17 protein-coding genes and 1 tRNA gene are annotated in these 26264 nt (G+C 72.9%); 6 read left to right on the top strand and 12 right to left on the bottom strand.

The features are described 5' to 3' along the window. Positions 1-22: 22 nt before the first annotated feature. From ACZ37P_RS17625 to ACZ37P_RS17610, 4 genes are all read right to left on the bottom strand, one after another. A complete protein-coding gene (locus ACZ37P_RS17625) occupies positions 23-1453 on the bottom strand; it encodes an LAETG motif-containing sortase-dependent surface protein (protein WP_467347193.1) in 1431 nt (476 codons plus the stop codon). Positions 1454-1701: 248 nt separating this feature from the next. Then, positions 1702-2202, bottom strand: a complete 501-nt coding sequence (gene ssb / locus ACZ37P_RS17620; RefSeq protein ID WP_467347192.1) for a single-stranded DNA-binding protein — start codon at positions 2200-2202, stop codon at positions 1702-1704. A 125-nt stretch (positions 2203-2327) separates the two neighbouring features. Then, positions 2328-4040 carry a dynamin family protein gene (locus ACZ37P_RS17615; RefSeq protein WP_467347191.1) on the bottom strand — a complete coding sequence of 571 codons (1713 nt, stop codon included), beginning with the start codon at positions 4038-4040 and terminating at the stop codon, positions 2328-2330. A 209-nt stretch (positions 4041-4249) separates the two neighbouring features. Next, positions 4250-5935 (bottom strand): dynamin family protein, encoded by a 1686-nt coding sequence (locus ACZ37P_RS17610; RefSeq protein ID WP_467347237.1) that lies wholly within the window; start codon positions 5933-5935, stop codon positions 4250-4252. Between the two features lie 339 nt (positions 5936-6274). Here ACZ37P_RS17610 and ACZ37P_RS17605 point away from each other — a divergent pair. Next, a tRNA-Arg gene (locus ACZ37P_RS17605) sits at positions 6275-6347 on the top strand. 255 nt (positions 6348-6602) lie between these two features. On the opposite strand, the gene ACZ37P_RS17600 is transcribed toward ACZ37P_RS17605, so the two are convergent. Continuing rightward, a complete protein-coding gene (locus tag ACZ37P_RS17600) occupies positions 6603-7340 on the bottom strand; it encodes an SDR family oxidoreductase (RefSeq protein ID WP_401853483.1) in 738 nt (245 codons plus the stop codon). Between the two features lie 183 nt (positions 7341-7523). Between ACZ37P_RS17600 and ACZ37P_RS17595 the strand changes: the two genes are divergently transcribed. Beyond that, positions 7524-8165, top strand: a complete 642-nt coding sequence (locus tag ACZ37P_RS17595; protein ID WP_467347189.1) for a TetR/AcrR family transcriptional regulator — start codon at positions 7524-7526, stop codon at positions 8163-8165. A 219-nt stretch (positions 8166-8384) separates the two neighbouring features. Further along, entirely contained in the window at positions 8385-9290 is a 906-nt protein-coding gene (locus ACZ37P_RS17590) for an NADP-dependent oxidoreductase (protein ID WP_467347187.1), read from the top strand. Between the two features lie 130 nt (positions 9291-9420). Here ACZ37P_RS17590 and ACZ37P_RS17585 read toward each other — a convergent pair whose 3' ends face one another. Continuing rightward, positions 9421-11610, bottom strand: a complete 2190-nt coding sequence (locus ACZ37P_RS17585; RefSeq protein ID WP_467347186.1) for an ATP-binding protein — start codon at positions 11608-11610, stop codon at positions 9421-9423. A gap of 130 nt (positions 11611-11740) precedes the next feature. Between ACZ37P_RS17585 and ACZ37P_RS17580 the strand changes: the two genes are divergently transcribed. From ACZ37P_RS17580 to ACZ37P_RS17570, 3 genes are all read left to right on the top strand, one after another. Further along, positions 11741-12565, top strand: a complete 825-nt coding sequence (locus tag ACZ37P_RS17580) for a nuclear transport factor 2 family protein (RefSeq protein ID WP_391160436.1) — start codon at positions 11741-11743, stop codon at positions 12563-12565. A gap of 222 nt (positions 12566-12787) precedes the next feature. Further along, on the top strand, positions 12788-14137 hold the full coding sequence (locus ACZ37P_RS17575; protein ID WP_355337120.1) for an MFS transporter: 1350 nt from the start codon (positions 12788-12790) through the stop codon (positions 14135-14137). Positions 14138-14178: 41 nt separating this feature from the next. Further along, positions 14179-15636, top strand: a complete 1458-nt coding sequence (locus ACZ37P_RS17570; RefSeq protein WP_391160441.1) for an aldehyde dehydrogenase family protein — start codon at positions 14179-14181, stop codon at positions 15634-15636. Between the two features lie 167 nt (positions 15637-15803). Here ACZ37P_RS17570 and ACZ37P_RS17565 read toward each other — a convergent pair whose 3' ends face one another. The 6 genes from ACZ37P_RS17565 to pstA form a co-directional block, all read right to left on the bottom strand. Beyond that, positions 15804-16595: a phosphate ABC transporter ATP-binding protein gene (locus ACZ37P_RS17565; protein WP_391047183.1), complete on the bottom strand. Its 792-nt coding sequence runs from the start codon at positions 16593-16595 to the stop codon at positions 15804-15806. A 109-nt stretch (positions 16596-16704) separates the two neighbouring features. Beyond that, on the bottom strand, positions 16705-17703 hold the full coding sequence (locus tag ACZ37P_RS17560) for a sortase (RefSeq protein ID WP_467347184.1): 999 nt from the start codon (positions 17701-17703) through the stop codon (positions 16705-16707). A 257-nt stretch (positions 17704-17960) separates the two neighbouring features. Beyond that, positions 17961-20213 (bottom strand): Ig-like domain repeat protein, encoded by a 2253-nt coding sequence (locus ACZ37P_RS17555; protein WP_391160445.1) that lies wholly within the window; start codon positions 20211-20213, stop codon positions 17961-17963. 193 nt (positions 20214-20406) lie between these two features. Next, positions 20407-23163: a hypothetical protein gene (locus ACZ37P_RS17550; RefSeq protein ID WP_467347182.1), complete on the bottom strand. Its 2757-nt coding sequence runs from the start codon at positions 23161-23163 to the stop codon at positions 20407-20409. Beyond that, complete coding sequence (locus tag ACZ37P_RS17545) at positions 23160-24956, bottom strand: phosphate ABC transporter substrate-binding protein PstS (protein WP_467347180.1); 1797 nt, start codon at positions 24954-24956, stop codon at positions 23160-23162. Before ACZ37P_RS17545 ends, ACZ37P_RS17550 begins: the two co-directional genes overlap by 4 nt. Then, on the bottom strand, positions 24956-26263 hold the full coding sequence (pstA, locus tag ACZ37P_RS17540; protein WP_391046816.1) for a phosphate ABC transporter permease PstA: 1308 nt from the start codon (positions 26261-26263) through the stop codon (positions 24956-24958). Before pstA ends, ACZ37P_RS17545 begins: the two co-directional genes overlap by 1 nt. Position 26264 lies beyond the last annotated feature (1 nt).

Here is a 26264-nt window from a genome sequence, read left to right as displayed (position 1 = left end):
GTTCGCGGTGGGGCGCCCCGGGTCAGGCGGTGGGGGTGTTCTTCTTGCGGCGGAAGAAGAAGGCGGCGGCGGCGCCGAGGACGACGAGGGCGATGGCGATGCCCGCGATCATCGGGGTGGCGCTGCTGCTACCGGTCTCGGCGAGATCGGTGCCGCCCGTGGTGCTGCCGGAGGTGGCGGGGCTGGGGGCGTTGGTGGGGGTGGCCGTCGGGGTGGGGCCGGGGGTGGTGGCGGTCTTGCAGTCCAGGACGCCCTCGAAGGTCTTCACCTGGTCGTTGGGCAGGGTGATGTCGATCTTGTACTTCTGGTCCTCCTGGACGGGGACCGTGACGGTCTGGGACTTGCCGGGCGCGACCGTGTAGCTCTTGCCTTCGAGTTCGAAGGTGAAGTCCTCGTCGCCCTGGTTGGCGGCGGTGACGTCGACCCCGTTCTTGGCGCAGACGACCTGCGCGGACAGCGCCGGGATCGGGCCCTTCCTGGCCCAGGACAGGGTCGCCGCCGCGGTGACGGTGGTGCTCTGCGAACCGGCGAGGATCTGCGACTGGCTGGAGGTGTCCGTGGCGGAGAAGGCACGGCCGACGGATATCTCGGTGGTGGCCGCGACGGTCACCGGGGCGGTGCCGTCCGCGGTGCCCGCGGGGACGTCGAAGTAGAGCGCGGTGCCGTTCTTGACCGGACCGCTGATCGCCTTGCCGTCCTTGTCGACGATCTTGACGCCCGCCGGGGCGTCGGCGCCGAGCTTGACGTCGACCGCGTCGGCGGTGGTGTGCACGGTCACCGGACCGAGCCGGTCGCCGGACTTGCCGGAGACGGCGGGCGGGTCGAGCGTCACCGAGGGCTTAGGCTCCTCAAGGGTCTGCGCGTGGCTGTCCAGGTACTCCGCGAGCGCCTTGGCGTCGCTGTCCTTGGCCTGCACGTTCACCCCCGGGTCGGACAGGTGCCAGATCGCCACCTGCGTACCGGCCGCGGCCAGGCCCGGCGTGAGCGGGTGGTCGAGGGTGACCCCGGCGGCCTTGAGGGTGTCCGTGACGCCCGCCACGTCGACCTTGGGGTAGGAGTTGTTGAGGATCCAGGCGATCTTGCCCGCGTCCTTGTTGTCCTTCAGCGTCGAGTTGTCCCAGGTGACCTCGTTGTAGGTCGCCTTGTCGACGGTGTGGTGATTGAAGTCGATGCAGTACGTCTCGATGGTGCCGCCACCGGTCACGGCCATCGAGAAGAGCCCGGCGGTGACGTCGTACTCGTCCTTGGCACCGGGGTTGACGACGGCCTGGTCGGCCTTGTCCTTCTCGATGCCGCCGAGCACGGCGGTGGCGCCCGTGGCCGACGGCGTCGTGCCGTCGTTCGGGGCGGCGACGGCCGCGCCCGCGCCCGCCATCACGCCCGCCGCGAGCAGGCCCGTGGCAATGCCGGCCGCCGCGAGGCGGGCGGCGCCCCGCCTGTAGGTCTTGAACATGGATTTCCCCTCCGGGCAAGGCGCGTTGGTCGTTCAGAGGATCGCCTTGCCTGCGCAGTTCCGGCCCCCGTGCGTGCTGAACGAGGAGATCCTAGGAACCAGGCGTCACACGCTCACCAAGAGAGTCCCCGCAGCGCCTTTTCGAATCCCAATCGTTATCGGCACAATTGCATGATTCCGTGTTTGTCGATAAGTCATCGACAGAATTCATCCCGGGAAATGCCGCCGAAAGCGGATACTCCGGATACTCAGGGCGCCCCCGCGGGAACGGGCGGCGCCGGATCCGGCCGGGCGACCACCGGCGGTGTCTCGGCCGTGTTCCCGGCCGCGTTCCCCACCACGGCCCCCGCCGCTCCGGACGCGGACGCGGCCCCCGCCCCGGTCATGCTCGCCGCGACCCGGCTGAACCGCGAGACGCCCCGCGCCAGGTCGTGCCCGACCGCCACCGCCTCGATCTCCGCGGTCAGATAGCGCCGACCCTCACGCTCCTCCTCACGGATCCTCAACCGCCCCTGGACGAGCAAGGGTTCACCGACTCCGACCGATTCCTTCACATGCCAGGCCAGCGTCCGCCACGCGCACACCGTGTAGAAGCTCGTGGCCCCGTCCGTCCACGCGCCGCGCTCGGCGTCCCACCGGCGCGAGGTGGTCGCCAGCCGGAAGCGGGTGACGGCCACACCGGTCGCGGTCTGCCGGGTCTCCGGCTCGGTGGCCACATTTCCCACCACGGTCACAAGCGTCTCGTTCATTTCTCTGCCCTCCCTGCCGATCGCGCCCCCCGCGGGACGCCGTAAGGACATCGTGCAGGAATTCGACCAGGCATGGAGAAACCGTCCGGAATCTGTGGATTACCGGCCGGTTGTGGATAACTTCGTCACTCGGACGAGTGGTCTCCCAGAGAAGTGCGGACGGAATGCGCCGCGTGCGCGGAATGCGCCCCGGCGACCACCGCGTACTGCTCGCGCACCTCGCGGTACCGCATCAATTCGGCCGCCACCGGTTCGAGCACCCGGGCCCTGCCGCAGTCCGCCGCCGCGTCCCGCAGCCGCCGCTCTGCGGCCTGGCCGTACCGCCGGGCGGGCCCGCGGGCCGCGAACCGGCAGGCACCGGCGAGGGCCGGGCCGCCGAGTCCGCCGACCGCGATCATCACGACCGGCAGCCACCACGTCAGATCGAGCGAGCCCACCGCGACCGAGATCAGGCAGACCGCGCCTGCCACGGCCAGCGCCATCAGCAGCCACTGCGCGCCACCGGCCGCCGACCACCAGCCGGGCCGCTCCGGCGCCCCCGGCCGCGCCCGATCCGCCGCGCGGTCCAGCGCCTCCGGCAGCCCGTCACCGCCGCGCCGGGCCGCGTCACGTACCGCCTGCGCCCAGGGCGCGGGCAGCCCGCGGGACGCGTCGGCCGCCACGCCGCGCACCGCCTCGTCGACCACCGGCCGGGACGCGGACAGCCCGCCGCCGCCCGTACGGGTCGCTCGTACGGGTGAACCCTGCGCCGGGCGCTCACCGCGGGAACCGGCGCCGACCGCGGCCCGTTCACCGATCAGCCGACCCCACGGCGTACCGCAGGCCCCCTCCGCCGCGCCCGCCCAGTCCCGTTCCGCCGACTGTCCTGCCCCGGCCGCGCCCACCGCGTCCGCGAGCCGGTCCACGAATTCCTCGCGCGCCGAGTCCGTGAGCCCGGCGCCGCCCTCGCCGACGTAGAGCGGGTGCAGCCTGCTCGCCGTGCGGTCCATGTCGGCCGCCAGCCGCCTTCCGGCCGCCGCGCGGTCGGTGACGAGCTGGGCCAGTACGGCGCGCAGGTCCGCGACGCCCTCGCCGGTCAGCGCGGACGCGGAGAGCACCACGGCGCCGTCCTCACCGTGCTCGCCGACCGCGAGGCCGTCCTCGTCCAGCAGCCGCCGCAGGTCGTCGAGGACCAGGTCGACCGAGTCGCCGGGCAGCCGGTCGATCTGGTTGAGCACCAGCACGGTCACGTCGGCGTGCCCGGACAGCGGGCGCAGATAGCGCTCGTGCAGGGCCGCGTCGGCGTACTTCTCCGGGTCGAGCACCCAGACGACGACGTCCACCAGGCCCAGCAGCCGGTCCACCTGATCACGGTGGCCGGTCGCGGCCGAGTCGTGGTCGGGCAGGTCGATCAGGACGAGCCCGTCCAGGCTCTCCGCGCACCCGGTGGCACCGTCGGCGGCGAAGGCGCCCTCGGTCCCCGACAGCTCCTCCGACAGGTCCCCCGGCCACTCCCCCGCCGCGTCCAGCGCGCCGCGCCTGGCGTAACGGTCCTGCGGCGCGATCCCCAGCCGGTCGAGCAGCCCGGCCGCCCGCTCCGGCTGCCAGGCGCAGGCGACCGGCTTCGCGGTGGTCGGCCGCCGTACGCCGGTCTCGGAGAGCGCGAGCCCCGCCAGGGCGTTGAAGAGCGTGGACTTCCCGCTGCCGGTCGCCCCGGCCAGCGCCACCACCGTGTGGTCGAGCGACAACCGCCGCCGCTCGCCCAGGCGTTCCAGCAGCTCGCCGGTCTCGGCCAGCGCGTCCGGGCTGATCCGCGTCCTGGACAGCCCCAGCAACTCGCCGAGCGCGTCCACCCGCACGGTCAGCGCGTCCGTAGCGCTCCCCCGCCCCTGAGCGACCGACGAAGAGACGGCGGACGAAGAGACGGCGGACGAAGAAGCGGCGGACGGAGAAGCGGACGGCGCGGAGGACGACGGGCCCGGGACACGTCCCGGCCCGTCCCCCGCCGCGTCCGCAGACCCGCTCGCCGCCGATCGTGCCGAACTGCCGGTCGTCGTGGCCACCGTGGTCACCTTTCCCTCTGGAGTACGGACAGCGCCGCGATCAGCGACGCCTGCTGCCGCGCGGTCACGTCGTAGCCGTCGACCGGCGCCAGCCGCCGGTCCCGCTCGGCGCGCAGCAGCCCTGCGACGGCGTCGTCCAGCCGGTCGCGCGCGGTGTCGCGCAGCCGCAGCGCGGCCTGTACGCCGACGGTCTCGGCCAGGCGCTCACCCGCGGCGCTCCCGCGCTTGCCGCCGAGCAGCGCTGTCGCCAGCAGCGCGGCCACGTCCTCGGGGTCGACGGGCGGCCGGTCGGCGTCACGGGCGGCCCGCGCCTGCGCGTAGGACAGTTCGGTCAGGCCGCGGCGCCAGCGGCGTACGCCCTTGTCGATCCGGGCGGCGACGGCGACGCGGTCGCGGTCGGGCCGCGCGGAGGGCTCGCCGAGCAGCGCCGATCCGGCGCGGTCGCGCTGCCAGTTGGCGACGACGCGTTCGTCGGCGGCGTCGGTCTCGGTCCGCAGCAGGGCCGCGAACTCCTCGGCGAGCGCGTGCTGGAGGGCGTCGGGGCCGCACGCGGGGTAGCCCTGCCAGTGCGCGAGGGCCTCACCGGCCAGCGGGACGCCCGCGCCGATCGCGGTGTCGATCCGCTCACCGGCCTGTTCGTACGCGTCCTCCGCGCCGCGCGCCAGGCGTACGGCGGCGGCGTGCTGGGCGGCGGAGGCGGAGGCGAGGGCGGGCAACCGGCCGCGCAGGGAGTCCAGTACGCCGACGGCGGTGCGCTGGGCGGCGTGCTGGCGGGCGGCCGGGTCCTGGGCGCAGTGCGCGAGCCATTCGCGCAGCGCGGCCACCGCGGTCTGCGGCAACAGGCCGCCGCCGCCCGCGGATTCGGGCAGTTCTGGGACGGTGAAGCGGGGTACGTCGCCCAGGCCCGCCTTGCCGAGCAGCGCCGCGTAGTGCCTGCCGACGTCGTCCGCGATCTGGTGCGGGACGCGGTCGAGGACGGTGGCGAGCGTGACGTCGTACTCCTTGGCGGTGCGCAGCAGATGCCAGGGCAGGGCGTCGGCGTAGCGGGAGGCGGTGGTGACCAGGACCCAGATGTCGGCGGCGCAGATCAGCTCGGCGGCCAGTTCCCTGTTGCGGGTGACGAGGGAGTCGATGTCGGGGGCGTCGAGGAGCGCGAGGCCGCGGGGCAGGCTGTCGTCGGTCTCCAGGCGCAGTTCGGCGCGCCCGGATTCGCCGCGGTCGGTACGGTCGCCCCGGCCGCGCCGGTCGTCGTTCCGGTCGCCGCTGTCGCCCCGGCCGGCCCTGCCGTCCCGGGCCGCGCCGCCCGGGCCCACCCGTTGGCGTACCGCCCAGGCCCTGTTGAGGCCCGGCAGGACGCGCGGGTCCGCGAACCAGGCGCGGTCCTCGGGGTGGCAGACCAGCACCGGGGTGCGGGTGGTCGGCCGGAGCACACCGGATTCGCTGACGCGGCGGCCGACAAGGGAGTTGACGAGGGTCGACTTGCCCGCGCCCGTCGAACCGCCCACGACGGCCAGCAGAGGGGCCTCGGGCGCCTTCAGCCGGGGCACCAGGTAGTCGTCGAGCTGCGCGAGCAACTCCTGTCGGGTACGCCGGGCGCGGGCGGCTCCGCGCAGTGGGAAGGGGAAGCGTGCGGCGTCGACGCGGTCGCGCAGCGCGGACAGCGCGTCGAGCAGCTCGGGCCGTACGTCCAAGATCGCCACACCCGCAGAATGCCCCATATTGGAGCATTTTTGAAGCGTATTTCGGGTAAATCACCCCATTCGGCCCGCACTACATGAAATGGGGCGGCCCATGGTGTCGATGGGGCAGAATGAGCCATCGGCATAACGAGTGCACAACAGCAGCGATCCGAGGCGTCAAAAGCGATGCACGTTCTGCACATGCCTGCGATTATCGGACCACTTCACCGAACCTCCACAACGTGTCACGCGGGTGAAGCAACCGGCGGCAGGCATGTAGCGCCCTATCCTTGACCTCGGTACAAGGTCACGGAACCACCCAGGGGCGGAGACAGCCGCGGCCACTGTCCGGCCCCCGTAGCTCAGTGGATAGAGCAGGCGCCTTCTAAGCGCTTGGCCGCAGGTTCGAGTCCTGCCGGGGGCACTCCTATCCGAACGGACCCTTCGGCCCGTCCCAGGATATTTCCGCAGGTCGGCCCTTTCAGCGCTTCCGTCGAACCGGTGACGCGGCAGGCGGTGTGCCACCGCCCTCATGTCCGGGAAGTCCGGTTGATGCTGGCTGGATCCGGCCATCTACGGCCGGCCGTCCCGCATGCTTGCCCGCCTCGCCCTCGAACTCGCCCACCACGCCACGCGGCCGCCGACCGGCGAGGACACCGGGCTCAACTCCTCGTCCGAATCAGCGGGTCTGATCGGTCGGTCGGATCAGGATCTCGTTGACCGCGACGTGGTCGGGCTGGGTGAGCGCGTACAGGACGGCGTCGGCGATGTCCTCGGCGTTGAGCGTCCGCATCGATTCGGCATAGGTCTTGGCGTAGTCCCGCAGGGCGGGGTCGGTGATGTGGGTGAGCAGTTCGGTCGCGACCATTCCGGGTTCGACGACGATCACCCGTACGCCCTGGGCGGTGACTTCCTGCCGCAACGACTCGGCGAAGGCGGTGACGCCGAACTTGGTGGCGGCGTACACACCGCCGCCCGCCGACGCGGTGCGCCCGGAGGTCGAGGAGATCTGGACCACGGCGCCCCTGCTTTCCAGCAGGTGGGGCAGGGCGGCATGGGCGGTGTACATCGATCCGAGCAGGTTGGTGTCGACCATGCGGCGCCACTCGGCGGTGTCCGCGTTCAGGATCGGTCCGTTGAGCATGACGCCCGCGTTGTTCACGAGGGCGTCGAGGGCGCCGAAGCGGTCGACGGTGGCCGCGACCGCGTCCTGTACGGACTGACGGTCGGTGACGTCGAGCTCCAGGACCAGGAGTTCACCCGGCGCCTCCTGCGCGAGCGACGTCAGACGGTCCGCCCGGCGCGCTCCGACAGCCACCCGGGCGCCCGCCTTCGACAGGGCGAGCGCGGTGGCCCGGCCGATGCCCGAGGAGGCGCCGGTGACCAGTGCTGTCCTGCCGTCAAGGGTGCTGCTCATGTCTTCCTCCGGTGGTGCGCCGCGAAGACGGCGCGTGATGAAGCGGCGGTGATCCGCGAGGCGTCATGGCGACGGCGCGGCCGGCCCGACAGAAGGTGACCGCCGGGTCATATTGACCGTACACCTAAGCTGACCCTGCGGTCACCTTGCTGGTAGGCTGGACCTCCTGACCAGGGAGTACGCATGAGCGAGACGACAGAGACCGCAGGTCGGCGGGCTGACATGGTCCGCAACCGGCGTCTGCTGCTCCAGGCCGCGACGGAGGCGTTCGCCGAGCGGGGCACGGATGTGTCGATGGGCGAGATCGCCCAGCGTGCCGGACTCGCCAAAGGCACCGTGTTCCGGCACTTCGCCTCGAAGGAGGACCTGCTCGCGGCCATCATGCTGCGACTTCTCGACCGGCTGACCGGCACGGCCGAGCGCCTCGCCGACGCGGACGACGCGGCGCGGGCACTGGCGGAGTTCATGGCCGACGGCGTCGGGGCGCTGGCCGCCGACCGCGCCTTCTGTGAAGTGATCGGACGCCCCTCGCTGGATCACGCCGGGGTGCGGGACGGGATCGGCCGCCTCCGCGACGCGGCCGACGTGCTCACGGCCAGGGCGCAGGAGCAGGGCACCGTCCGCGGGGACGTCACGGGAACGGACATCGTGCTGCTCCTCGCGGGCATCCATCAGACGGCGGCGCCCCTGCTGACCGCACAGCCCCAGGCGTGGCGCCGCTACCTCGAACTCGCCCTCGACGGGCTCCGTACCACCGGCGCCCGTACGCTGCCGCATCGCCCGGACCACCTGGACCTCGGCGAGAACGCCGCCGCGCGGTCCTAGCTCGCGGACCCTGGCTTTCTGTCGCCCGGCCGGACGCCTACCCGGAGATCACCGGAGACGAGGTCGTCAAGGGGCTGATCACCGTCCGTGGCTCCACACCGCGGGCCTACGCGTCCTCTGCCCCCTGACTGCCCGACTTGCCTCTGACACTGATGTCAGGTTTTAGCGTGGTCGATGTCAAGGCACACCAAGCCGTCGGGACGAACAAGGCAGGACATCATGCGCGCAGCCCGGTACCACGAGTACGGCGGTACGGAGACCCTCACGGTCGAGAAGGTCCAGGACCCGCTGCCGGGTCCCGGAGAGATCCGCGTCGCCGTCGTGGCGGCCAGCGTCAACCCCGTCGACTGGAAAGTGCGCAGCGGGGAGGTGCGCGACGTACTCCCAGTGGACCTGCCCGCGATACCTGGCCGCGACGCCGTGGGCCTGGTGGACATGATCGGGGAGGGCGTCACCGGAGTGAGCGTGGGCGACCGCGTCTTCGGGCTGGGCGGAGTCACGGGGGCGACGGCGGAGCTGGCCGTGCTCTCGGCGTGGGCGCCCGCGCCCGCCGCGTGGACCGACGAGCAGGCGGCCGGGGCGGGCCTGGTGTCCGTGACGGCGCTGAGCGGGCTCAAGGCGCTCGGCCCGCTCGCGGGGCGCACCCTGCTCGTCGAGGGCGCCGCCGGAGGCGTCGGCGGCGCGGCGGTCGAGATCGCGGTCGCCCTCGGAGCCACCGTGATTGGAACCGCCAGTGAGCGCAACCACGCCTTCCTCACCTCACTCGGAGCCCTTCCCACCACCTACGGTGCCGACCTGTCGGAACGTCTCGCCGACCTGGCCCCGAACGGGGTCGACCTCGTACTCGACGCCGCCGCCTCCGGCTCCCTCCCCGACCTCATCGAGATCGCCGGCGACCCCGCCCGCGTGCTGACGGTCGCCGACTACGCGAACGCGGAACGTCTGGGGGTCCGTATGGCCAACGCGGTGAACGATTCCACGCTTCTCGCCGAAGCGGCCGCGCTCGGCGAGCAGGGCCGGTACGCACCGCGCGTCGAACGGACCTTCCCGCTGGAGGAGATCGCGCGGGCCCATGCCCTCTCCGAGCGCGGACATGTGCGGGGAAAGATCGTGATCCTCATCTGACGTCGGCCGTACGCGGTCCGAGGGGGCGCGGCTCCCCGGCGCCGTCGACGGTCTCGAATCCCGCCACCCCCCCTCGCGGGAAACCTCCGGACACCGACCGGACACCGCCGGTACGGGCGGACGGCTCAGCTCAGTCCCGGCCCGAGACGGTGTCGGCGCGCCGGACGAGCTCCCGGAACCGCTCGCCCAGCTCATCGGTGTCCCGCAGGGGTGCGTCCGGCCCCGCCGCGTCCTCCCACCACCGCGCTGACGCCAGGTCATCGAGGTCCGCCGCCACGGCCGCGGCCACGCCCGCCAGGCGCGCCCGGTACTCGTCCTGTTGGGGGCCCAGCTCGCTGGCGACGGCGAGCATCGAGGCCGCGTCGGTCAGGCGCCCTTCGCCGCGGGCCGCCTGCGCGCACTCCGCGAGGACCGCGGCCACCGAGAACTCGCTGCCCAGCTCCCGCGCCGTGGCCGCGGCGGCGCGCCAGTGCCGCGCCGCCGCGGACCGGTCACCGCGCAGCAGCGCGCCGTCCCCGCGGCCGATGAGCACGTGCACAGCCGCCCACACGTCGCGTTCGACGTCGAGGCGCGCTTTGACGTGGGCCTCCGCCCTGGCCAGCAAAGACACCGAAGCGTCGAAGTCCTCCAGACGCAGCGCCGCCGCCGCCGCGAAGATCGCCGCTTCCGCGGCCAGCGAGGTGTCGTCGATCCGCTCGGCCAGCCGCATCGCCCGCTCCGCGGTGGCGAACAGGTCCGCGGCGACGCGGTGGAACCCGGCACGCGCCACCAGCCAGCGGGCCCGGCCCCGCTCGCTCAGGTCGTGCTCACGCAAGCGGTCGGCCCAGTCGAGCCCCTCGTGGGTGTGCCCGGTCATCCACAGCGGCAGCCACACCGACCACAGCAGTTCGGCGGCGTCGTCGTGCCGACGGGAATCGACGAGGTGATCGAAGCCGAGCCGCAGCACATGGCGATCCGCCTCGACCTCTACGACGGCCGTCAAGTCGCCGCGGCCACGGATCCGCGCACCCTGTTCGCGCGCTGCCCGCAAGGCCCATTGGGCCACGCTCCGACGGATGTGGTACCGGTCGTTCGGCCCGAGTGCCTCGAACACGTACCGGCGGACCGGTTCCAGCAGCCGGAACCGCGCGACCGGTCCCGCGTCGGCGCCACGGGTGACCAGGGAGTGCTCGACCAACTCGGCGAGCGCCCCCACCGCGTCGGACGCATCCGGCGCGGCGACCGCCTCGACGATGTCGAGGGAGAAGCTGCCCGGGACCATGGCGAGCCGGGGAAGCAGTCGCCGGGCCGCGGGGCCGAGCATCCGGCAGCTCCACTCGACGGTGGCCGCCATGGTGCGTTGCCGCGCCGGCAGGTCCCGCGGGCCGGCCACGGGCAGATCCGCCAGCTGATCGACCCGCTTGAGCAGTTCCCGTGGTCCGAGTCGGGCGGCGGCGGCAGCCAGGAGCTCGATGGCCAGCGGCAGCCCGTCGGCCCGTCGGCACAGCAGCGCGACGGCGTCGTCGTCCCCGCTCCCGGTCGGCGGCGCGCCGGCGGCGGTGAGCCGCTCGCCGAAGAGCCGGACGGCTGCGGCCGGGCCGAGGGGAGCGATGCGCACCTCACGTTCCCGCCGCACCCGCAGCGGGACGCGGCTGGTGGCCAGGATCACCGCGTCGTGGGATGCCGTCAGCAGCTCGGCCAGCTGCGGGCCGCAGGCCGTGACGCGCTCCAGGTTGTCGAGGACGAGCAGAGCCGACGTGCCGGTGAGGTGCGCGGCGAGGCCGGTCACCGTGTCGCTGTGGGAGCCCGCGGAGCGGGACACGGCGGCGATGGCGTCGTCCGGGTCGGTGACGTCGGTCAGGTCCGCGAAGTACACGGCCCCCGGATGGTCCGCGGCCACCGCGTCAGCCGCCGCCAGCGCGACGGTGGTCTTGCCCACCCCGCCGGGGCCGGTGAGCGTCACCAGCCGGCCCGGCGCGGTGCGCAGGGCGGCGACGATCTCGGCGACCTCGCCGTCCCGCCCGATCACCGGGACGGCCGGGGGTGACGGCGGGCGGGGTGTCAACGTGCGGGCCGGCATTTCGGACGCCCCGTCCCCGGCCCGGCCCAGGATGGCCAGCAGCGCCATGCGGTCCGCTTCGCGGAGCTGGAGCGCCGAGGCCAGCGACCGCACCGTGTGCGGCTGGGGCCGGGTCCGCCGCCCCCGTTCCAACGCGCTGACCGCCTCGACGGAGAGTCCCGCGGCGGAGGCCAGCTCCTGCTGGGTCAGCGACCGGGCTTCCCGCAGGCCGCGCAGCATGGCCGCGAAGCTGGTCGTCTTCGGCCCCGGCCAGTCGTTCATGACTTCGATTATGCCTGTCAGGGCCGGGACGCCGTCCGGGCAGTGTCCGGGCGGTGTCAGGTCGCCCGGCGGCACCCCGGACCTCCATGCTCGACGGTGACAGAGCGAACCAGAACTAGGAGATCGCCGCATGCTCCCCCAGGCCCTCCACGCACTACGCGAAGCGATCAACTCCCACGTGCCGGAGCGGATCGCCGACTGCTTCACCGACGACTACGTGGCCGAACGACCGCTGCGACCGGCCGAGGGATTCGTCGGCTCCGACCAGGTCGCCGCGAACTGGACGAAGATCCTGGCCGGCTTGCCCGACATACGGGCCGAGGTCCTGCGCCATGCGCAGAACGGCGACGAATCGTGGTCGGAATGGGAGATGCGGGGCACCGCCCCGACCGGGGCGACGGTCGTACTGCGCGGCCCGGTAATCCTCACCGTCCGCGACGGACGGATCGCATGGGCCCGGTTCTACCCGGACCCGGTCACCACGGACGGCGGTCCGACCCACACCACCGTCTCCCGCGTGCTGCACGCCCCGGCCGAACAGATCTTCGCGGTGCTGCGCGACCCCCGGCGCCACGTCGAATTCGACGCCACCGGCCGCCTCAGGCACGCCGAAACCTCCCGCCCGGTGGACGCCGTCGGTGACACTTTCGTCATGGCCATGCACAGCGAGCTCGGTGACTACCGGACCGAGAACCACGTCGTGGCCTTCACCGAGGACCGTGTCATCGCCTGGGCGCCCGGCCACCCGGGGCAGCGCCCGCAAGGTCACCGCTTCACCTGGAAGCTCGCCCCGACCGGCGAGGGCCACACCGAGGTGACCCAGACCTACGACTGGGCAGCGGTCACCGACCCGGCAGTGGTGCCCCGCCTGCCGATGGTCTCCGCCGACGAGCTCGAGGGATCGTTGACCCGCCTGGCCGCGGTCGTCCCACCCGCGCGCGACGTCGCGTCGTAGCCGTATTCCGAGACCCGCGACTCAGTCTCGACGGCGACGTCATCACAGCGGCCATCGGACCCGCGGATCACCCCGCCGACCTGCCGTTCCTCGGTGGTTCGTGATCCGCGGGGTCCGATGGCCAGGCGGCGGGATCTCACGTGCCCGAGAAGGCGCGATCGCCAGTCTCAGGACGGAAAGCGAAGGCCAAACATGACATCTCATCGGTTGGCCCTGCCGGTCTTGCTGACCGGAACCTTCATGGGATTCCTGGACTCTTTCATCGTGATCGTCGGTGTTCCGTCGATCGCCGAGGACCTGAAAGCCTCGATTGCCGACACGCAGCTCGTTCTCTCGATCTACGTCGTGACCTACGGAGCCGCGCTGGTGATCGGCGGGCGGCTGGGAGACCGGTTCGGCCGGCGCCTGATGTTCGGCATCGGGATGGCGGCCTTCACGCTCTTCTCCCTGGGCTGCGCACTCGCTCCCAGCCTCCTGGTGCTCGTCGCCATGCGCGCGTTTCAAGGCTTCGCGGCCGCGGTGATGCTGGCCCAGGTGCTCGCCACGATCCAGGCGGTGTACGAGGGCGAGCCGCGTCGCCGTGCGGTGCTGGCCTATACGACGGTGCTCGGCGCTGCCGCGACGCTCGGTCAGCTGATCGGGGGCGGGCTGCTGGCCGTGGACATCGCCGGCGTGGGCTGGCGTGCGCTCTTCGCGATCAATGTGCCGATCGGCCTTGCCGCGCTGCTTCTCGTCACCAGGGCGATCCCGGAGACGCGCGCGCCCGAGCCGGTGCCGGTCGACGTGCTCGGCGGCGGCGTACTGGCCGGCGCATTGATCCCGTTGCTGCTGGGCCTCGGCCTCGGGCCCGACCACGGCTGGCCCTGGATCGCGTGGGTGCTGCTCGGCGCGGGTGCCGTGATCGCGACGGCGATGCCCGGAGTTGAGCGCCGGGCCGCCGCTCCGCTGCTGTCGAGACAGCTCCTGCGACAGAGGTCGATCCGGCTCGGGCTCGTCGCCACCGTGGCGTTCTACGTGGGCAACAGCGCGACTTTGCTGGGAATGACCTTGTACCTGCAGGAGGGGCTCGGGATCGGCGCGCTCGGAGCGGGGCTGGCGTACCTTCCGCTCGGCGTGGCGTACATGGCGACGACTCTCGCGGCCCGTCGGCCCGGTGCCCCCACCGGTCCCCCGGCGATGCTGTGGGGCTCACTGGTCATGTTCGCCAGCCTCGTCGCCGCGATCTGCGCCGCGCTTGCCGGAGCGGGAGCGGTCGTCATCGCGCTGATGACGGCGGGCTTCGGCGCGGGGATGGGCTTCGCCTACCCGGCGATCATCGCCTCCGTACTCGCCCGTGTACGGGAAGGGGACGAGGGCGCCGCGTCGGGTGTCCTGCTCACCACCACGCAGGTGGCCAACGCGGTGGGTTTCGCGCTCGTCAGCGCCGCCTGGAAGGCCACCGGCTCCCTGGCCGCGTCCCTGTCCATCGCTGCCGTTCTCCTGACCGGTGTCGCCGCGGTCGGGCTCCGGCTGCGCTCCGGGGACACCGGCAAGCAGCCTTCGTCCCGCCTTGAGCCGAGCGAGACGTCGTGACCCCGCGAGGAACCGCAACATCCATCAGAGAAGGAGCAACGATGCTTTTCCCTTCGAACGAGACGAACCTCCTTCACCACACGTTCGCCCACCTGATCGACGGCGAGCTGGTGCCCGGAGCCGCCGCCTCGCAGATCATCGACCCCGGGAACGGGGAGGTGATCGCCACCGCCGCGGCCGCCGACGAGGACCAGCTCGAGCTCGCGGTCAAGGCCGCGAAGACCGCCTTCCCGGCCTGGCGCGCGACGCCGTTCGCCGAACGCGCCGAGGTCGTACGGAGGATCGCCGACGCGGTCGAGGAGCACTACGACGAATTCTTGCGCATCCTGGCGCTCGAACTGGGCAAGCCCCTGCCGATGCTGCGAGAGCTGGATCTGGACTGGACGCTCAGGTGGGTCCGTCACTTCGCCGAACTCGACCTCTCGCCCGACGTGGTGCACTCGGACGCGCAATGGAGGGTGGAGCGCCACTACCAGCCGATCGGTGTCGTCGCCGCGATCGTCCCGTGGAACATGCCGCTCTTCCAGAGCCTGTACAAGGTCGTGCCGGCCATCCTCGCGGGCAACACGGCCGTCCTCAAGACCGCGCCGACCTCGCCTCTGCACGCCCTGTACCTGGGCGAGTTGCTGCGGGAGATCGTGCCTGCGGGTGTCGTGAACATCCTCGGCGACAACAGCCCCGACAAGAGCGTCGGCCCCGCGCTGGCCAACCACCCGGACGTCGGCATGGTGTCGTTCACGGGCTCGACAGCGGCCGGGCGCAAGGTCCTGGAAGCCTCGGCCACGACGATCAAACGAGTGGTGCTGGAGCTCGGCGGAAACGACTCGGCGATCATCATGCCCGACTCCGACGTGGAGAAGGTGGCACCCGAGATCTTCACCTGGACGTTCTCCTACGCCGGGCAACTGTGCGTGGGCATCAAGCGGATCTTCGTCCCCGACGCGATGTACGAGCGGTTCGCCGAGATCTTCGCGGAGCTCGCGACGTCCAAGGAGCTGCGTCACAGCCTCGATCCCGAGGCCGATCCCGCGTTCGGTCCCGTGCAGAACGCCGCCCAGTTCGAGCGGGTCAAGGAATATCTCGAACTGGCCCACAAGGACGGCACGGTCATCGCCGGCGGGGCCGTGGACCCGCGCCCCGGCTACTTCGTCCCGCCGACCGTGGTCCGCGACATCAGCGATGACAGCCCCCTGGTGCGGGACGAGACCTTCGGCCCGGTGCGCGCGCTTCTGCGCTACGCCGATCTCGACGAGGCGGTGGCCCGGGCCAACGACACCGGCTACGGGCTCGGCAACTCCGTCTGGGGACCGGACATCGAGGCCGCGGCCGAGGTCGCCGCGAGGCTCGACAGCGGCACCGTGTGGATCAACACCCACGTCGGGGGCTTTCCCGACGTGCCCTTCGGCGGGATCAAGGAATCCGGTATCGGTGCGGAGTTCGGGATCGAGGGGCTGAAGGAGTTCGTCGAGAACAAGGTCGTCTACGTCCCCGTGTCGTGACGCGTGGGTCCGCCCACCTGCCCCCGCGGCTGGGCGGACCGGCGTCGGCACGCCCGGCGACTGCGGCTGTTCGGTCGCGCAGGTCACCCGCGACCGCGTCAGGCCCGTCGGGACGGCGGCGAACATCCGGTCCGGGACGCGTGTGACGACGAGGGCGGCGCGGTAGGTCAGCCGAAGCGGCCGTTGACGTAGTCGGCGGTGCGGGTGTCCTGGGGGTTGGCGAACATCGCCTCGGTGGGGCCGTGTTCGACGATGCCGCCGGGAGTGCCCTGTTCGGCGAGGAAGAAGGCGGTGTTCTGGGAGACGCGGGCGGCCTGCTGCATGTTGTGGGTGACGATGACGACGGTGACCTCGTCGGCCAGTTCCCTGATGGTCTCCTCGACGCGGCGCGTGGACGTCGGGTCGAGGGCGGAGCAGGGCTCGTCCATCAGGAGCACGCGGGGGCGGATCGCCAGCGAGCGGGCGATGCACAGCCGTTGCTGCTGGCCGCCGGACAGGGCGCCGCCGGGCTGCCGCAGCCGGTCCCTGACCTCCTTCCACAGGCCCGCGCGCGACAGGCACTCCTCGACCAGCAGGTCCTTGGTCTGCCGCGAGGCGCGGGTGCCGGTCAGCCGCAGTCCGGCCAGCACGTTGTCGTAGATGCTCATGGCGGGGAACGGGTTCGGCTTCTGGAAGACCATGCCGATGTGCCGCCGGGCCTCGGTGAGCGGGCGGCCCGCCGCGTAGATGTCGTCGCCGTCGAGCAGGACCTCGCCGCCCATGGCGGCGCCGGGGATCATCTCGTGCATCCGGTTCAGGGTCCGCAGGAAGGTGGACTTTCCGCAGCCGGACGGGCCGATCAGGGCGGTCACGCGGCCGGCGGGCATGGTCAGTGAGACCCGGTCGAGGACCTTGTGCGTGCCGAACCAGGCGGAGATGCCCCGCGCGTCCAGGGTGGCGGCGCCCGGTCCGCGCGGCACGGCGGTCTCGGGCGGGACGGTCGCGGGCAGGGCGACGGTGGTCTCTTCGGGGGTGGCGATGTCGGTCACGGCGGGCACCTCGGGCAGTACGGGGCGGACGGTGGGCGGGTCAGAGGAGGTTGGGGAGCAGGCCGGTGACCTGGTCGGCGACCTGGAAGCCGACGACGGCGGTCAGCGGCAGGAAGACGATCCACGTCTGGTGGCGGCCCCAGCGGTGCCAGGCCCACACGGCCGCGACGGACGCCGCGAGCAGCGCCTGGAGCCACATCACCAGCTTCCACAGCTCGCTGGTGGAGGTGCCCATCGGCTGCTCGTCGGCCGGGACGGAGCCGGGCCGGATGACGGCGTCGGGGGTGTCGGCGGTCTTCGACACCAGGTCGGCGTCCACGCGCAGCACGCCGCTGGGCAGATACGCGGGGCCGTCGGCGGTGACCAGCACCAGCCGGCCGCCTCCCGCGGCGGGCTGCGCCGGGGCCGGGTCGCCCGCGCGGCGGGCGTCGAGCACCCGGAACCGGTGGCGGCCCTGTCCTGTGGTGACGGTGAAGGTGTCGCCCGGCCGCAGCCGGTCGAGCGCGCCGAACGGTCCGCCGTACGCCGCCGCCCTGCCCATCAGCACGCTGCTGCCGGACTGGCCGGGCAGCGGGGTGTCGCGGCGGTGGCCGACGCCGCCGGTGAGCACGTCGGCCGAGGTGCCCTCCGCCACCACCTCGCGCAGGTGCAGCCGGGGGATCTCCAGCAGCGCGAGCGGTGTGCCGGGCGCGAGCAGCCGGCCCCGCTCGTCGGTCTGGCCGACCGGCACGGTGCCTTCGGCGAGGCTGGCGCGCAGCGCGTCGAACCGGTCCTGCTGCGCGGACCTGTGCTGCAACCCGCTGAGTACGACGAGGTTGGCGGCCAGGCCGAGCAGCAGCACGGCGAGCGCGAGCAGCGCGCCTGCGGCGAGCTGACGGGCGGCGGGCCGCCGGGGCCGGGGGGCCGGGGCGGCGACCGCGGCGGGCTCCTCGGCGGGCGCGCCGCCGGGCGCCTCGGCCCGCGTCACCTCCTCGGGCGTCTCGGCCGGTGCCTCGGCGGAACGCGCCGCCCGCGGCGGAGTCTGGTCGGTGACCGTCACGGCGGCCTGCCTCCTCGGGATGTCCAGGGCTGGATGGGGGTGTGCGGGGCTGGATGGTGGCGTGCGCAGCGGATGGGAGCGTGCGGGGCTGGACGGTGGTGTGCGGGGCGAAAGGTCCACGGGGTCACGGCGGTTCACGCGACAGGGGCGCACCCGGCGATACCGGAAGCGGGCGGCGGCGACCCGTGCGCGCGGCACCCGTGCGCGGGTCTCCCGCCCCGGCGGACGGGTGCCGTCCGCCGGGGCGGGAGCCGGGGTCACTTCGCGGTGACGGCGAACGACTTGCTGCCGGTGTTCACGGTGGCCGAACCCGAGTACCGCAGCGTCAGGACGTGCTTGCCCTTCTTGGTGAGCTTGGCCAGCGTGACGACGGCCTTGCCGTTCTTCAGGGTGGCGGTGCCGACGACCTTCTTGCCGTCGTAGATCCGGACGAAGCCGGTGGGGGTGACGCCGTTGGCGGTGACGGCGACGGTCACCTTGCCGCGGGCCGAGGTCTTGACGCCGGCCGGGGCCTTCGTCGCGATGCGCGGCGCGGCCTTGACGACCGTGACCTTGTAGGTGGCGGCGGCGGTGTTGAGGCGGCTGTCACCGCCGTAGGACAGGGACAGGGTGTGCGTGCCGACCTTCAGCGTCCTGGGCAGCGTCAGCCACGCGCGGCCGGTCTTGTCCAGGCCGACCGTGCCGAGCGTGGTCTTGCCGTCCTTGACGACGACCTTGCCGGTGGCGGTGGCCGGGCCGGTCACGGCGACGGAGAGCCGGCCGGAGGTGCCGTAGGCCGGCTTCGCCGGGGAGACGCCGACGGCGACGCGGGCGGCGGCCTTGGTCACGGTGACCTTGGCGGTGGCGGCGGAGGCGTTGAGCCTGCTGTCACCGGCGTAGGACAGGGACAGGGTGTGGGCGCCGACCGCGAGGGTCTTGGGGAGCGTCAGCGACGCCTTCCCCGCCGCGTCCAGGGTCAGCGTGCCGAGGGTGGCCGCGCCGTCCTTGACGGTGACCTTGCCGGTGGCGGCGGACGGGCCGCTGACGGCGACGGCGAGCTTGGCGGCGGTGCCGTACGGGACGCTCGCCGGGGAGACGGCGGGGGTGATCTTCGAGGCGCCCTTCGGGACCTCGCTGACCGTGCCGGCCACCGTCACGCTCGGGCCGTCGCCGACCAGGTTGGAGGCGTAGACCTCGGCGGTGTACGCGCCGGGGGCCAGGGTCGCGGTCACCGAGGTGGCCGGGGCCTTGAGGTCGGTGCTGAAGGCGACGTCGCCCGCGCTGTCGGTGATCCGCACGCGGTAGTCGGTGACCGGCAGCGCCGGGTCGGCGGGCGCGGTCCAGCTCAGCGTGAGCTGGCGCGGGGCCGGGGCGGTGGCGGCCAGCGCGCCGACCGCGGCGGGCTTGATCAGCGAGGAGCTGTTGGTCTCCAGGCCGCCCGCCTTGGCGTGGCCGCGGACGGAGGTGTCGATGCTGCCGTTGTAGGGCTCGTTCTGGAAGCCGAACGCGGCGATGGTCTTCTCGGCCACGTCGGACGCGATGGCCGCCTTGTGCGCGCCGGCGCTCACGAAGGTGTCGTACAGGCCCTTGTCGAAGAAGGCGCTGGAGGTGTCGATGGCGCGGGTGGGCACCACGTTGTAGACGTCGCGGCCGAAGGTCGGGTCGTCGTAGTAGCCGCCGAACGGGGACAGCTTGTCGTCCGCGCCCTTGACCACGGGGCTGACCGGGGTGCCCGCGCCGAGGTCGAGGGCGCCGATGAAGGCGCCGTTCTGCGCGGCGGCGGTGCTGCGGTCGGGGGCGGTGTGGTTGTTCTGCGCGATCCAGCTCGCGGCGGAGAAGGGGACGAGGTCGCCGTCCTTGAGGATGACGCCGTTGGCCTGGTTCTCCTCGACCGTCTTGCCGTTGTCGTCGGTGCCCTTGACGTTGCTGCCGAGGTTGACGACGCCGATGGCGCTCAGGAAGAACTTCCGCGTGCCGGAGCTCGACTGCGGGATGAACGGCCGCACGGGGTGTCCCGCGACCGTGGTGACCGTGCCGGAGTAGATCTCGTTGAGCTGGGTGCGCGTCAGGTTCTTCAGGAAGTCGCCCTTGGCGACGTAACCGACCGCGTCCCGGCCGAACGGGATGTACGTGAGGGTGGTGCCCGCGGTGGAGGGGGCGCCGGAGGAGCGCGCGAAGTCCACCTGGCCCGCGATGTTCACGGTGCCGCCCGGGTCGGTGTCCCCGATCAGCGAGGCGCTGAGCGCCTTCTGTCCCGCGCCCGAGCCGTTCGGACGGGTGAAGGTCACGCCGTTCGCACGGGTCTTGATGGTGGCCGAGCCCGTGGCGTCGTACGACGCCACGTCCGGCAGCGCCGTGCCGGCCAGCGCGTTCAGCACGTCCTGCGTCGTGTCGGAGCCGACGCCCACGTACGTGCCGAAGGTGCCGGGCGCGGGGTCGGCGAAGGCCGGTGCGGCGACCGTGAGGGTACCGGCCGCGATGGCCGCGGTCATGACCGCCGCGATCGTGGCGATGGGGCGCTTGGTGCGCATATCTCTGTCTCCTGATCGGGGACTCGTACTGCGTGACGGGTGGGGACCCGCCGGAGCCGGATGGCCGGTCTGGCAGGGTGGAGCCCGTCGTTCGCCCCGACTGAGACTCGGGGCGAACGACGTGTCTGGTGGGTGGCCCGGGGCGCGGGCCGGTTCAGCCGCCCGGTCGCCGACGTGGCGGGCGCGGGCCGGTTCAGCCGCCCGGTCGCCGACGTGGCGGGCGCAAGCCGCGCAGCCGGGCGGGGACGGTCGGCCGCGGGATGGTGAGGGAGCGTCCGCCGGGCAGGCTCAGCCGCAGCGGCAGCCGGGTACCGGCGGCGAAGGGCGCTCCCAGTGCGGCGAGCAGCCCGAGGCCGGCCCCGATCGGCACCGCGAAGCGCAGCGCGGAACCGGGGTCGGAGGGCGTGATGCCGCCCGCGACCGGCACGGTCGCGGGGGAACCGGTCGCGGCGGTGGGGCTGGGCGACGCGCCGGGCTTGCCGCCGGGGGCGGTGTGGCCGCCGGTGCCGCCGTCCGCGCTCCCGCTCCCGCCGTCGGAGCCGCCGGCCGTACCGCTGCCGCCGCCGTCACCGCCCGTGCCGCCGCCGGAGCCGGTCCCGCCGTCCGCGGCGCCCGGTTCGGTCTGCGGGGCGCCGGAGCCGCCGGGGCCGGGGGCCGGCTTCCAGGTCTCCAGGGCGGTCGCGGCCGTGGCCGCCTCGGCCCGCAGCGCGGACGGCAGCGGCGCGTAGCCGACCGGCAGCGTGCCGGGGGCGGTGCCGGGCACCTGGCCGCCGCCCGAGGCGTACCGCAGCAGGTCCGCGTACTGCTTGCGGGCGGTGGGCGCCAGTTCGGCCGGGCGGGCTGCGCCGTAGACCAGCATGCTCAGCGGGTAGACGCCCTTGGCGTTCGCGGTCGGGTCGATCCGCCGTACGCCGTCGGCGGCCTTCGCCTTGTCGGCGGCGGCCACCAGGGCGGCCCTGGTCGGTGCGGTGAACTCGCCCGCGGGGTTGCGCAGCCGCGCGGTCTGGAGGCCGAAGCGGGCGGCGGAGGCCGCGTCGGTGATGGTCAGCATGAAGCGCTGCCCGGCGACCTGCGGGCCCGGCGTCTTCCAGACCGGCGGGGTGGCCAGCGGGTCCCAGTTGGACTTCCAGAGCTGGTCGCCGCGGCGGGTGCGCAGCGCGCCGGTGTAGAGGTCGTCCACGTACGGGTGGAAGTCCGTCATCTTCTGCTTCTGGCTGTCCGGGGCGCCGCTGCCGGGCGGGACGGTCTCCCAGTTGTCGTTCTTGGGGAAGTCGTCGCGGTCGGCGGAGAAGGCGTAACCGGTGGGGTTGAGGTCGCCGTTGGAGCTGAAGAAGGGGTTGACGCGCATCCCCCAGTCGTCCGGCACTCCCGCGAGGAACTGCCGGGCCTGCCGGTCGGCCAGCACCCACGTCCACACCTGCCTGGCCAGGTCGCTGTGGCCGAAGGCGGTGATCAGGTCGGTGTCGGTGCTCGGGTTGGAGGCGACCGACAGGTCCGCGAACTCCTTGTTGTACGCGAGGAATTCGGGGTCGGTGAGCAGTCCGCCCGGATTGTGCAGCGCCCAGTCGTAGTCCTTGGCCGCGGTCAGCCGGGGTCCGCCGCCGTCGTATGTCGTACGGACCGCGCCCCAGGGCGAGTTGCGGTACGACTCGGTGAGCAGTTTGGCGACCAGCCGCGGGGTGAGGTCGAGTGAGCCGACCCGGGTGCCCGCGCGTTTCCTGACGTCGGCGGGCGCGTCGGAGCGGGGCTGGCGCTCGATGCTGAAGCCGATCACGGCGGCGGACAGCGCGACCGGCGCGTAGGTGATGGTGTCGGCGGGCCGGGTCTCGCCGGTGACCGGCAGGGTGGTGAAGACCAGGCTGTCGCCGGAGTCGGTGAGCTGGCCGCGCGCCTCGGAGTCGCCGACGGTGGTGTAGCCGAAGACCGTGCCGGTGCCGCAGAGCTTGGCCTGCCAGCTCCCCATCGCGTCGGAGACCAACTCGCTGCCGGTGGTGTCGACTTCCCGCGCGCCCATCGCGCAGGTCGCGCCGACCGGCTGGAAGTCGAGCCGGACCGCGATGCGGTTGCGCCAGTTCGTGGAGGACACCGGGGAGCCCGCGTTGACCTGGGTGCGGTCCTGGTAGGGCTTGCCGTCCAGGTCCAGGTGGCCCTGCGGGACGATCACCAGCCAGCAGGACCGGCCGGTGACGCTGCCGTCGGGGTGCTTGACCGGGGCGCCGCAGCCCAGGTGCGGGGCCTCCTCCTTGGTCTGCGCCTCGACGTACTCCTGCCCGGTGCCGTCGGCCCCGGTGCGGCCGAAGTCGATCTCGTTGGTGGTGTTGTAGCTGTAGAAGCGGTTGTTCTGGGTGTCGCTGGTGACGACGGTGCCGTCGATGGACTTGAACGGCACCTCGCCGCGGCCGAACGGGCGGCCCGCGCCGTACTTGTCGTCCTCGCCGTAGCTGCCGGGGTCCGCGCTGTACGAGACCTGCCGGGTGTCGTCCGCCTGGTTGCCGGGCCAGGTGTTACGGCCGGTGGTGGGCGACGCGCCGAACTGGCACTGGGTGCGCGGCGGTCCGGGGTTGCCGGGGACGGCGCCGTCGTCCTCGCCCCAGCACTGCATGATCTGGACGAAGTCGGTGTTGAACTGGGTGCCGGCGAAGGTGGTGGGCACCCCGCCGGTCCAGGACACGCTGATCGCCTGGTTGGCGAGGTCGCGGGTCTGGCTGACGCGGAAGCGCATGTCGGCGAATTCGCCGCGGCCGGAGACGGTCACGGCGGACGACTGGGCGGAAGGGCTCGACTGGGCCGCCCGCACCGACGCGGCCGACTGCGCGGCGACCGGCCGCAGGTCGGTCAGCAGGGCGGGGGCCGCCTGGGCCGCCGCCGCGCCGAGGACGGCGCCGAGCAGGGCGCCGGTGAGCAGGCGCCGGACGAGCCGGCGGCCGAGGGACTGTCGCGGGGTCGTCACGGCGTGTCCTCCTTGCGGTCGGTCGAGGCGGTGCGGTCGGCCGGGGCCTTGCGGCCGTTCAGGGCGCGGGAGGTCGCGGCCGGTGCCAGGACCAGCCCGACGACGAGCAGCGCCGCGAGGAGCATCAGGGTCTGGGTGCCGCCCCAGCCGTTGTGGCCGCCGACGGCGACCGGCTGCGCGAGCACGACCTGATTGCCGTTGCCGCCGCCGTTCGCACCGCCGTCGCCTGAGCCGCCGCCGGACGAACCGCCGTTCGGGGAGCCGCCGTTGGACGCGTCGACGGGCAGGCCGGTGTCCGGGTCGACGGCGCCCGAGCTGTTGCCGCCGCCCCCACTGCCCGATCCGCCGGTGCCGCCGTTCCCCGTACCGCCGGAGCCGCCGCCCGAACCGCCGCCGCCCGTACCGCCGTTGCCCGAACCGCCCGTGCCGTTGCCCGAACCGCCGCTCGTACCGCCGCCGTTGGAGCCGCCGGACGAGCCGCCGGAGCCTCCGGTGGACGCGCCGCCGCTGCCGGTGGTGCAGGGCGCGGCGCCCTGCTTGTCGCAGTCCTGCGGGAAGGGCGCCGACTTGGCCAGGGTGTTGGTGCCGTCGGTGCTGAAGGTCGGGTTGTGGCAGCCCTTGACGTTGATCGTCTGGGTCTGCGCGCCCGGGATGCGGCGGATCTGGTCGAAGCCCGCCTGCACCAGGTTGATCGGCAGCGGCGAGTAGCCGAGCTTGGGTGCGTACTGCTGGCCCTGGCACATGAAGTAGTACGAGAAGGCCGCCAGCGTGGTGCCCTTGGCCTGGGTGAACTGCCCCTGCACCTTGAGCGGCAGGATCATGTACGAGTAGCTGGACAGCGGATAGTTGCGCTTGTCGGTGTCGGTGTAGACGCCGCTGAGGTCCTGGGTGAGGTAGTCGGGCGAGTTCTTCTCGGTGTTGATCCGCGCCTTGACCAGCGACACCGCGACGTTGGCGGGCGTCGGCTCGGTGTAGTAGCCCGCGTGGTTGAGCACCTTCGCGACGGGGAAGTGCGCGTTCTTGGCGTAGGAGTAGTTGACGTAGCCGATCGCGCCGTCGCCGTAGTCCTGGGCGACGTAGCCCGCCACGCCGAGGTCGCCCGCCTGGGAGATCATGCCGGGCACCGGCGGGTAGTAGGACGTCGAGCCGCAGGCGCCCGCGCGGCCCACCTTGGCGCAGTAGGTGTTCCACAGCGCGGTGTGCTGCTTGGCCATCCACAGCGTGAACTGGGCGCTGGAGCCCGAGCCGTCGGAGCGGACCACCGGCACGATCTTCTTGGCGGGCAGTCGCAGGCCGGGGTTGTCGGCGGCGATGGCCGGGTCGGACCAGTTGGTGATGGCGCCGGTGAAGATCTTGGTGACGTTCTCGCCGGACAGCCGCAGATTGGTCAGCCGCTTCCCGTTGACCTTGAGGTTGTACATGAACACGGTGCCGCCGGCCACGATCGGCATGTACGCGTAACTGCCGTTGGTCGGGTGCTCGGGCGCGGAGCCGTCGGTGGGGTTGGTCTGGAACGGGATGTCGGAGACCGCGAAGTCCACCGTCCCGTTGAGGAACTGGTGCCGGCCGTCGGAGGAGCCGGTCTGCGCGTACTGGATCTCCATGCCGTACTGCTTGACGTTGCGCCGCCACTGGTCGACGGCGTTGAACGCCCAGGTCGATCCGGCGCCGGACAGCGGGACGTAGCTGTCGGCCGCGGCGGCGCGCTGGACGCCGGGGCCGAACACCGAGGTGACCAGCAGGGCGAGCAGGGCCATGAGCAGGGCGGCCGGGGCTGAGGTGCGGCGGGGCATCAGGAGTTCTCTCCGGGAAGCGGGGATCCGGCCGGGTCTGCGGCGGGAGCGAACAGCGAGGGGCGGGGGGCGCGCAGGTCGTCGAAGCGCTCGACGTCGCGGCGGGAGGCGCGGGCGGCGCGGCGGCCCTGGCGCTTGGAGAGCTGGCCGGGGCCGCGCCCGCCGATCAGCCGGGCGATGGTGAAGAGCACCAGGACCAGCAGCATCAGCACGGCCGCCGCGCCGAATCCGCGGGCCACCATGGCCGGTTCCGGGGATTTGACGAAGGTGAACACGGCCAGCGGCAGCGACAGCATCGGGCCGTTGGTGGGGTCGGCGTTGACCGCGGTGGCGTATCCGGCGGTGAGCAGGACGGGCGAGGTCTCGCCGATGCCGCGCGCGGTGCCGAGGATGACGGCGGTGGCGAGCCCGGAGCGCGCGGTGGGCAGCACCACGTGCCAGACGGTGCGCCAGCGGGGGGCGCCGAGCGCTTCCGCGGCCTCGGTGAGATTGCCGGGGACCAGGCGCAGGACGACGTCCGAGGCCCGGATGATGATCGGCAGCATCATCACGCTGATCGCGAGTCCGGCCGCGAGACCGGACTTGGGGAAGTGCAGGATCAGGATCCAGGTGGCGTAGATGAACAGCCCGGCCACGATGGAGGGCAGGGCGGTCATCGCCTCGACGATGGTCCGCACGAAGCGCGCGAACCGGCCGCGGGTCTGGTTGAGGTAGACCGCGCAGGCGATGCCCAGCGGGATGGTGACGGCCAGGGCGATGGCGATCATGATCAGGCTGCCGAGCATCGCGTGGGTGATGCCGCCGACCGTGATCGGGTCGAGCGGGCCCGCGAGCTGCATGTCCTGCGTGAAGAAGTTGCCGTGCGGCAGCGCCTCGCGCCCCCGCCACAGCGTGAAGCCGACGACGAGGACCAGGGCCGAGAACAGCAGTCCCGCGGCGGACCAGAGCACGACGGTCATGAGCCGGTCGCGGACCGCGGGTCCGTCGTGCTCCAGCGAGCACAGCAGGGCGTACGCGGCGAGGAAGACCAGGTAGGTGACGGCCGCGAAGCCCAGCGGGCCGGAGAGCGGGGCCAGTCGGCCGAAGAGGAGGAGGGCGGTGCACAGGCCGGTGGCGGCGGCGCCGAGGACGTTGAGCACCGCGCCGCGGGCGACGCCGCCCAGGGCGCGCCGTCGCTGCGCGGCGTCCGGGGCGTCGGCCGGCTGCCGTACGACGACGGTGGTGGCGGGCGCGGCGGCGGCCGTTGTGGCGGCGGCTGCGGCGGCGTGCGTGGCGGCGGTGGCGGGCTCGGCCAGAAGGTCCGTCATG

Source organism: Streptomyces sp. NPDC024632, from assembly GCF_055559175.1.
This window is presented reverse-complemented; position numbering and strand designations above follow the sequence as displayed.